4 protein-coding genes and 1 pseudogene are annotated in these 7941 nt (G+C 61.9%); 2 read left to right on the top strand and 3 right to left on the bottom strand.

All coding sequences use genetic code 11. From position 1 onward, the window contains the following. Positions 1–441: 441 nt before the first annotated feature. A pseudogene (locus ETC27_RS13125) lies at positions 442–591 on the top strand (flavodoxin family protein); the annotation flags it as partial. A 264-nt stretch (positions 592–855) separates the two neighbouring features. Continuing rightward, positions 856–1335 carry an inorganic diphosphatase gene (locus ETC27_RS13120; protein ID WP_240724910.1) on the top strand — a complete coding sequence of 160 codons (480 nt, stop codon included), beginning with the start codon at positions 856–858 and terminating at the stop codon, positions 1333–1335. A 78-nt stretch (positions 1336–1413) separates the two neighbouring features. On the opposite strand, the gene fadA is transcribed toward ETC27_RS13120, so the two are convergent. The 3 genes from fadA to ppc all read right to left on the bottom strand — a co-directional run bounded on the left by fadA (position 1414) and on the right by ppc (position 7885). Next, positions 1414–2592 (bottom strand): acetyl-CoA C-acyltransferase FadA, encoded by a 1179-nt coding sequence (gene fadA / locus ETC27_RS13115; RefSeq protein ID WP_136255442.1) that lies wholly within the window; start codon positions 2590–2592, stop codon positions 1414–1416. A 25-nt stretch (positions 2593–2617) separates the two neighbouring features. Next, positions 2618–4822: a fatty acid oxidation complex subunit alpha FadB gene (gene fadB / locus ETC27_RS13110; RefSeq protein ID WP_136255441.1), complete on the bottom strand. Its 2205-nt coding sequence runs from the start codon at positions 4820–4822 to the stop codon at positions 2618–2620. A gap of 414 nt (positions 4823–5236) precedes the next feature. Continuing rightward, a complete protein-coding gene (gene ppc / locus ETC27_RS13105) occupies positions 5237–7885 on the bottom strand; it encodes a phosphoenolpyruvate carboxylase (protein WP_136255440.1) in 2649 nt (882 codons plus the stop codon). Positions 7886–7941: the final 56 nt, after the last annotated feature.

The following is a 7941-nucleotide window of genomic DNA, read 5'->3' as shown; positions in this document are numbered from 1 at the left end:
ACAGTGTGGTTCGATGAGGCGAAAGACAGGATTCGACGACAGCTACCGCGAAGCGGTTTAGTTCAACAGGTATTAGATAGCGCGCTCGTTTATTGACTTGAACGAGCACGCGCGTTCAATATTCTTATACCGTCACACCAACCAATTGATTTTTCTTTGCATTTTCGTTTACGTGGCTATATAACACCAATAAACACGCCTGCTGCCTTTGCCGGGAAGGCCACTTTGGGTCGATTCCAGCTACCACTCTGCGCACGTCCCCTCGCAACTCACGCCTCCTACGCTACCGCCGGGTGGGGCCAAACAGGCACTACCTTCCTGACCGTCGCGACCCTCTCAGGCCCACTCCCCTGCCCCGGGAAACGAACGCTGCACTACCACCTAATTTAACGTGCTTTTACGTTAATTCACACGCCCCCGAATTAACCGGCGGACAGCACTCGGGCGGTGGAGTCGATCATCACCGGACTGCGCTGGCGGTGGGTGCAGACGCCCCTGGTGCTTCGCGACAACTGGCAGGACGGCTTCGCCGAGCAGGTCGAGGAACGAGGGCTCTACCTGGCCGCCGGGCTGGATGCGGGAATCTGGTGAACGTCATGAAGTCTGAGGGCGACAAATGCAACAGAGGTTCCGATAAGGCTCATCGCCTGGGCCGCAGAAACCAGAAGGCTGTCACGCCCCCGTCACCCTTCGCTGAATAGACTGGAAATCTCACTTCCCAAGACAGGACGAGGTTTCATAAAAGTCGCCATCTCTTCTCTACTAGCCGCTGGCCTGCTATTTACCGCGTCCGCTCAAGCGCAGCAGAATGTCTTTGATTACCCGCAAACCGATGATGCACCAGCCAGCTTCAACGTGGTCAACGAGATTCCCGCCGGTAGCTTCACCAAGTATGAGATCAATGCTGAGCATGGGCAGTTGATCGTTGATCGTTACGTCTCGATGCCGGTCCGCTACCCGGCCAACTACGGCTCCATCACCAGTTCTGCAGGTGGCGATGGCGATTCGCTAGACGCCCTCGTGCTGACCCGCGACAGCATTTATCCCGGCGCGGTCATCAAGGTCAGGGCCATCGGCGTGCTACGCATGGTCGACGACGGCGAAGCCGACGACAAGATCATTGCCGTGCCGACCAACGATGTCGACCCGAGCTATGCCGACGTCCAGGCTATTGAGGATCTTCCCGAGATGCAGGCGGAACGCATCAACGCGTTCTTCCGCGTTTACAAGGATCTCCCGGATGGTGGCGATATAGAGCTGAACGGCTTCGGCGATGCCAACGACGCACGCGACATCCTGACAAAGGCCTTCGATGCCTATCAGGCGCAGCAGTAAGCAACGCAGCGCCCAGAAACGCCAACGGCGCCCCGTGGGGCGCCGTTATTGTTTCTATCGCAGCGTTCTAGCGGGGGGTTACTTCAACCGCTCGAAGATGGTTGCCACGCCCTGCCCCATGCCGATACACATGGTGGCAAGTCCCAGGCGGGTGTCCTGCTGCTCCATCACGTTGAGCAGGGTGGTGCAGATCCGCGACCCCGAGCAGCCCAGCGGGTGACCCAGGGCTATGGCGCCGCCATTCAGGTTGACCACCTCGTCCATGCGATCGTGAAGGCCAAGATCCTTGAGCACCGGCAGCGACTGGGCGGCGAAGGCCTCGTTGAGCTCAACGGTCTGGATGTCATCGATGGTCAGTCCGGCCGCCTTGAGGGCCTTCTTGGTCGCCGGCACCGGGCCATAGCCCATGATCGAGGCGTCACAGCCGGCCACACCGGTAGACAGCACCCGGGCGATCGGCTCGAGGCCCAGCGCCTGGGCGCGCTCGTAGCTCATGACCGCCATGCCGCTCGCCCCCACCGACAGCGCCGAGGAAGTGCCGGCGGTGACGGTGCCGTGGCGCGGGTCGAAGACCGGCTTCAGAGCCCCCATGGACTCCAGGCTCGCCTCGCCGCGGATCACCTCGTCACGGTCGACACGCACCTTGAAGCCTTCGGCATTATGGCCTTCGACGCTGATGATCTCGTTGTCGAAGCGGCCGGCATCGCTTGCCGCCTGGGCACGCTGATGAGAGCGCACGCCGAAGGCGTCCTGCTGCTCGCGGCTGATATTGTGCATCTTGCCCAGCAGTTCGGCGGTCAGGCCCATCATCATTGCCGCCTTGGCGGCATGCTTGCTGGCGGCCGGGTTCACATCGACGCCATGCGTCATCGGCACGTGCTCCATGTGCTCGACGCCGCCGATGATGTAGAAATCGCCCATGCCGGCCTTGATGTTAGCGCTGGCGATATGCAACGCGCTCATCGAGGAGCCGCACAGCCGATTGACGGTCTGAGCCGGCACGGTACGCGGGATGCCGGTCATGATCGCCGCATTGCGGGCGATATTCATGGATTGTTCGAGGGTCTGATTAACGCAGCCCCAGATCACATCGTCGACCTCATCGGCATTGAGCCCCGGGTTACGATCGAACAGCGCCTGCATCACCGACGCCGACAGATTCTCGGCGCGCACATGGCGGAAGGCGCCGTTCTTGGCCTTGGCCATGGCGGTCCGTACGCCGTCGACCACCACGATATCTCTTGGATTCAAACTCATCTTCAACCTCTCTGTACGTGGTGGATCAGGCCGGCTTAGGGCTGGAATCGGTGCTAGAAGCGGCGGCATCGGAATAGAAACGCTCGCCGGCACGGGCCATGGCGCGCAATTTGTCGGTGGGCGCATAGAGGGGCCCCAGCTCCTCGGCCAGGCGCTCGGCCTGGGCGACAAAGGCGTCCACGCCCATGGCATCGATATAGCGCAGCGCACCGCCACGGAACGGCGGGAAGCCGATGCCGTAGATCAGCGCCATGTCGGCCTCGGCGGGGGTGGCGACGATGTTGTCTTCCAGGCAGCGCACGGTCTCCAGGCACAGCGGTACCATCATGCGTGCGATGATTTCATCATCGGAGAATTCCTGGCTATCGGTCGCGAGTTCCTTGACCAGGGAAAGCGCCGCCTCGTCTTCGACCTTCTTCGGCTTGCCCTTCTTGTCTTCCTCGTAGGCGTAGAAGCCCTTGGCATTCTTCTGGCCCAGGCGCTCGGCCTCATACATCGCCTGTATGGCGGTTTTGCCCTCGCGGGCCATGCGATCCGGGAAGCCCTCAGCCATCACCTCGTTGGCGTGCACGGCGGTGTCCATGCCCACCACGTCGAGCAGATAGGCAGGTCCCATCGGCCAACCGAACTTCTCCATGATCTTGTCGACCCGGCGGAAGTCGGCGCCCTGCTCGACCAGTAGGCTGAAGCCGCCGAAGTAGGGGAAGAGCACACGATTGACCAAGAACCCCGGGCAGTCATTGACCACGATCGGCGTCTTGCCCATGGCACGGGCATAGGAAACGGTAGCGGCCACGGCGGCGTCAGAGGTCTTCTCGCCGCGTATCACCTCGACCAGGGGCATGCGGTGCACCGGGTTGAAGAAGTGCATCCCGCAGAAGTTCTCGGGGCGCTTGAGGTTCTCGGCCAGGCGGGTGATCGAGATGGTCGAGGTATTGGAGGTGAGGATGGTGTCCTCGCCGACATAGCCTTCCACCTCGGTGAGCACGCCGTCCTTGACCTTGGGATTCTCGACCACGGCCTCGACCACCAGGTCGACGTGACCGAAGTCGCCGTAGGAAAGCGTGGGACGAATGTTGGTAAGCTTCTCGGCCATCGTCTCGGTGGTCAGCTTTTTGCGCTCGACCTGCTTGGCGAACAGCTTGCGCGCTTCCTTGAGACCCAGCTCGATGGCGTCGTCCTTGATGTCTTTCATCAGGATCGGCGTACCCTTCGAGGCGCTCTGGTAGGCGATGCCGCCGCCCATGATACCGGCGCCCAGCACCGCGGTCTGATTGACCGGTTTCGCCTGCTTGGCGTACTGGCTGCCCTTCTTCTTGACCAGCTGATCGTTCATGAACAGCCCGACCAAGTTATAGCAGACGTCAGTCAGCGCCAGCTTGGCGAAGGCCTTGGCCTCGATGGCCTGGCAGCGCTCGCGGCCCTCGCCGGCGCCCTTCTGGATCACCTTGATGGCCTCGATCGGCGCCGGATAATGCGGGCCCGCCTTGCCGGCCACATAGCCCTTGGCGGTCTCGAAGGCCATCATCTGCTCGATGGCATCGAGCTTGAGCGGCGAAGTCTTCTCGTCGCGGCGAGCTTGATAATCAAGCTCACCACTCATGGCACGGGCCAGGATGTCGCGTGCGGCGGCCTCGAGGCGCTCGCTCGGCACCACCACATCCACGGCGCCGATATTTAGGGCAGCATCGGCGCGGTTCTCGGTGCCACCAGCGATCCACTCGATGGCGTTATCGGCACCGATCAGCCGCGGCAGCCGCACGCAGCCACCCCAACCGGGCAGGATACCGAGCTTGGTCTCGGGCAGGCCGATCTTGGCGCTGTCCGCCATGACACGGAAATCGGTGGTCAGGGTGACCTCGCAGCCGCCACCCAGCGCCAGGCCGTTGATGGCGGTGACGGTAGGGAACGGCAGGTCTTCGATGCGATTGAAGATGGCATGCACCTTCTGATTCATCTCGACCAGGTAGTCCTCGCCCTTCTCGAACAGGCCATGAAACTCGGTGATATCGGCGCCGACGATGAAGGCGTCCTTGGCACTGGTGATCACCAGCCCGCCGAGGCCCTGAGTCGCCGCAATGGCCTCGATGGCCTCGCCCAGCTCGGTGACCACCGCGCTGGAGAGTTTATTGACCGACTCATCCTTCAGATCGAAGGTGAGCGTGGCGATGGGGGCGTCGCCGTTTTGGATATCGCTCGCCACCGTAATGGCCTTGCCTTGATAGATCATCCACGAATCTCCACGCAGGGTTGGATGCCGGTGCCCGACCGCGCATTCATACGGCCGTTTGATTACGGATCAGCTTGCGCCAGCTTCCGCGCAGCGTCAAGCCCAACGCACTTAGAGAAAGGTACTTAGCGAAAGGTACTTAGAGAAAGGTACTACAGGAAAGTCCTCCAGCAAGGGGTTAAAGCAAGGCACTAGAGCAAGGGGCTGAAGAAAGTCACTAAAGAAAGGGCGGCACACAGACGAACTGCTACGCCCTCTGACAACGCGCCTCTGTCACTCCCCTATCAAGGGTCATGACATAAAGCGCGTGGGTGGGGGCGTGCAGCAATGGAGTTTGGAGGTACGCATTGCACGTACCTCCAGACAGGGGCCGGCGCGGATAAACCAACCACCACGTCATCATAACGTTGGGGGTTAGCCGGTGTTGCGAAGCCCCGCGGATATGCCCGCCATGGTCACCATCAACGCACGTGTCAGCGCCGGGCTGATCGCCCCATCGGCATCCCGATTACGCTGCAGGAGTTCGGCCTGCAAGCCGTGCAACGGATCGATATAGGGATTACGTACCTGAATGGCCTGATGGATGAGCGGCGTATTTTCAAGGAGCTCGCGCTGGTCGAGGATATCGAGCAGTCCCGCCTGCAGCTTGGTAAAACGTCCGCGCAACTCTTCGCCCAGCTCCAGAAGCCCGGGCTCATCGACCAAGCGACGCTCGTAGTAGGCAGCAATCTCGACATCGGCCTTGGCGGAGAGCATCTCCAACATATCCAGGTAGGTGCCGAAGAAGGGCCAGCGGCGGCGCATCTCCTGCAAGCGCTCGAGCCCTCCTGGCTCGGCAAGTCGCTGGACGAAGGCCTCGCCGCTACCCAACCAGGCCGGCAGCATCAACCGGGTCTGGGTCCAGGCGAAGATCCAGGGGATCGCTCGCAGCGTCTCGACGCCACCATCCTGGCGACGCTTGGCCGGACGCGAGCCCAATGGCAAGCGGCCCAGTGCCCCTTCCGGTGTCACGGCGCGGAAATAGGGCACGAAATCCGGGTTCTCGCGCACGACCCCCACGTAGGCCTGGTGGGCGACCTCGGCCAGGTGATCCATCTCCTCCCGCCAGACGGGCTCGGGTGACGGCGGTGGCAAGAGTGTCGCCTCCAGCACCGCGCAGGCGTAAATTTCCATCGAACGCAGAGCGATATCCGGCTGACCAAACTTGAAGCGGATCATCTCCCCTTGCTCGGTGACCCTGAGGCTGCCATTTACCGAGCCTGGCGGTTGGGAAAGTATCGCCGCATGCGCCGGGCCGCCCCCTCGGCCGACAGTGCCACCGCGACCATGGAAAAGGGTCAGATTCACTCCGTGGCGCTTGCAGACCTCGACCAGGGTTTCTTGTGACCGGTACTGGGCCCAGGCAGCGGCCAATTGCCCGGCATCCTTGGCCGAGTCGGAGTAACCAATCATTACCTCCTGCTCGTCACCGGCCAGGCGGCGATAGTCCGGCAGCGCCAGCAGCCGGTCGATGACATCACCGGCCCGATTCAAATCATCCAGCGTCTCGAAAAGCGGCGCGATGGGCAGGGTGACATCGCCACCGACCTCTTTCATTAGCAGGGCAACCGCCAGTACGTCGGAAGGCTGTCCGGCCATGGAAATGATGTAGGTGCCCAGCGCCTCGCGCTTCTCGGAGGCGATCACCCGAAAGGTATCGATGACCTCGCGGGTTTCCTCGGAACACTCCCAGCGACGCGGAATCAGCGGGCGGCGGGACGTAAGCTCGCCAAGCAGAAAGTCCTGACGCTTGGCCTCGTCCCACTCCTGGTAACGGCCCAGTCCCAGGTAGTCAGTCAGCTCGTCGAACACCTGGCTATGACGAGACGATTCTTGACGCAGATCGAGCTTGGTAAGGGTGACGCCAAACACGGCGACACGGCGAAGGGTATCCAGCAGCACGCCATTGGCGATGGTATCCAGGCCGACATCGCACAGCGAGCGGTAACACGCCAGCAGCGGCGCATAGAGCTGGTCACGATGCTCGATGATCGGCCCACCCTCATGGGGCTCACCGTCAAGAGCCGCCTTGGCCCAGTCACGGGTCGCCTCGAGCTTGGTAGAGACGCGCTTGAGCAGCTCCCGATAGGGCTCCTGGGCATCACTCACCTCCGCACGCAGGGCGCTATTGGCCTTCCACATCGACAGCTCGGCCTTGAGCTGATCGAGATCGCGCAGATAAAGATCCGCCGCCATCCAGCGGCCCAGCAACAGGACCTCGCGGGTAACCTTGGCGGTGACATTGGGGTTGCCATCGCGGTCACCCCCCATCCAGGAGGCAAAGCGCAGCGGCGCGGCATCCAGCGGCAGGCGCTCGCCAGCCGCCTCGAGCAACAGGTTGTCGAGGTCACGATGGAAATCGGGCACCGCCTGCCACAGCGAGTTCTCGATCACGGCAAAGCCCCACTTGGCCTCATCGACCGGCGAGGGACGCTCGTGGCGAATCTCGTCGGTGTGCCAGGCCTGACTGATCAACTCTTCCAGCCGGCCATGGACCCGCGACTGCTTCTCGACGGAATCGACAGATGATTCGAGACCGGTCAGGCAGTCGTCGATGGCATCGTATTTCTGAATCAGCGTGCGGCGAATCACCTCGGTGGGATGCGCGGTCAACACCAGCTCGACGCGCATGCTGGCCAACGACTCGACCAACTCGCGAGGCGAGTGTCCGGCCTTGCGAGCGCGAGCGATCAGGTCGCCAAGCTCGGGCTGCGAGCCCGGCTTATAATCCTCGACGCGACGAAAACGCGCGCGATAGTGCTGCTCGGCGATATTGGCAAGATTCAAGAACTGGTTGAAGGCGCGCGTCACCGGCAAGAGGTCACGATCCGGCAGCCGGCGCAGGTACTCGATCAGCTCGCGCCGGCCTTCGGTATCCCCCTGCCGGCCGCGCTTGGCGAAGCCGCGGATGGTCTCAATCTTGTCGACAAAGCTTTCGCCCTGATCATCGGCGATGGTGCGGCCCAGGCTATCACCCAGTACGCGGACGTTCTCTCGCAAGGATTCATGCAGATCATCGCTCACAGACATCCCTCCTGTCGGCTATCGGTATTATTGAACCGCCACTTCAATGGGTCACT

This window comes from Onishia niordana, assembly GCF_004798965.1.
In the GTDB taxonomy this organism is placed as follows: domain Bacteria; phylum Pseudomonadota; class Gammaproteobacteria; order Pseudomonadales; family Halomonadaceae; genus Onishia; species Onishia niordana.
This window is presented reverse-complemented; position numbering and strand designations above follow the sequence as displayed.